This window comes from Roseibium sp. SCP14, assembly GCF_040329475.1.
GTDB lineage: Bacteria > Pseudomonadota > Alphaproteobacteria > Rhizobiales > Stappiaceae > Roseibium.
In genome coordinates, this window is sequence record NZ_JBDZYH010000027.1 from 1 (window position 1) to 494 (window position 494).

1 tRNA gene and 1 rRNA gene are annotated in these 494 nt (G+C 57.5%); both read right to left on the reverse strand.

What is annotated here, in order from left to right:
* Positions 1-30: 30 nt before the first annotated feature.
* Positions 31-107 (reverse strand) — tRNA-Met (locus tag ABLQ08_RS32435).
* Between the two features lie 293 nt (positions 108-400).
* Positions 401-494 (reverse strand): 5S ribosomal RNA (gene rrf, locus ABLQ08_RS32440); the annotation flags it as partial.

Below are 494 nucleotides of genomic sequence, written 5' to 3' on the forward strand. Positions count from 1 at the left end.
AACCCGACCTTGTGGCCGGGTTGTTTTGTTTGGTTGCGGGAGCAGGATTTGAACCTGCGACCTTCAGGTTATGAGCCTGACGAGCTACCGGGCTGCTCCATCCCGCGTTATTTTTTTGGTTCCTGGGTACCGAAGTATCCTGGATGGGCTTCGTTTAGCCCGGACATTTTTGTTTTGCGCGTCCTCGATCCTTTGGATCTGCGGGCGTCGCGGGAGCTGCTCCATTTTGGAGACGCTCAATATCTAATCTCGCTGGATTGGAACGTGTGTTCCGAAGCGCAGCGAAGGCAAGCGCAAAGCGCGTCGGCCACTTTTGGCCGCCCTCGCGGAGGCCAGGGCAGAGCCCGGTACGGCCGTGAGCGCTTAAGTTGAAGAGATTTCATCAAACTGCGTTTTGCAGGCCTGGCAGCGACCTACTCTCCCACACCTTAAGATGCAGTACCATTGGCGCTGGGGAGTTTCACGGCCGAGTTCGGGATGGGATCGGGTGGGGG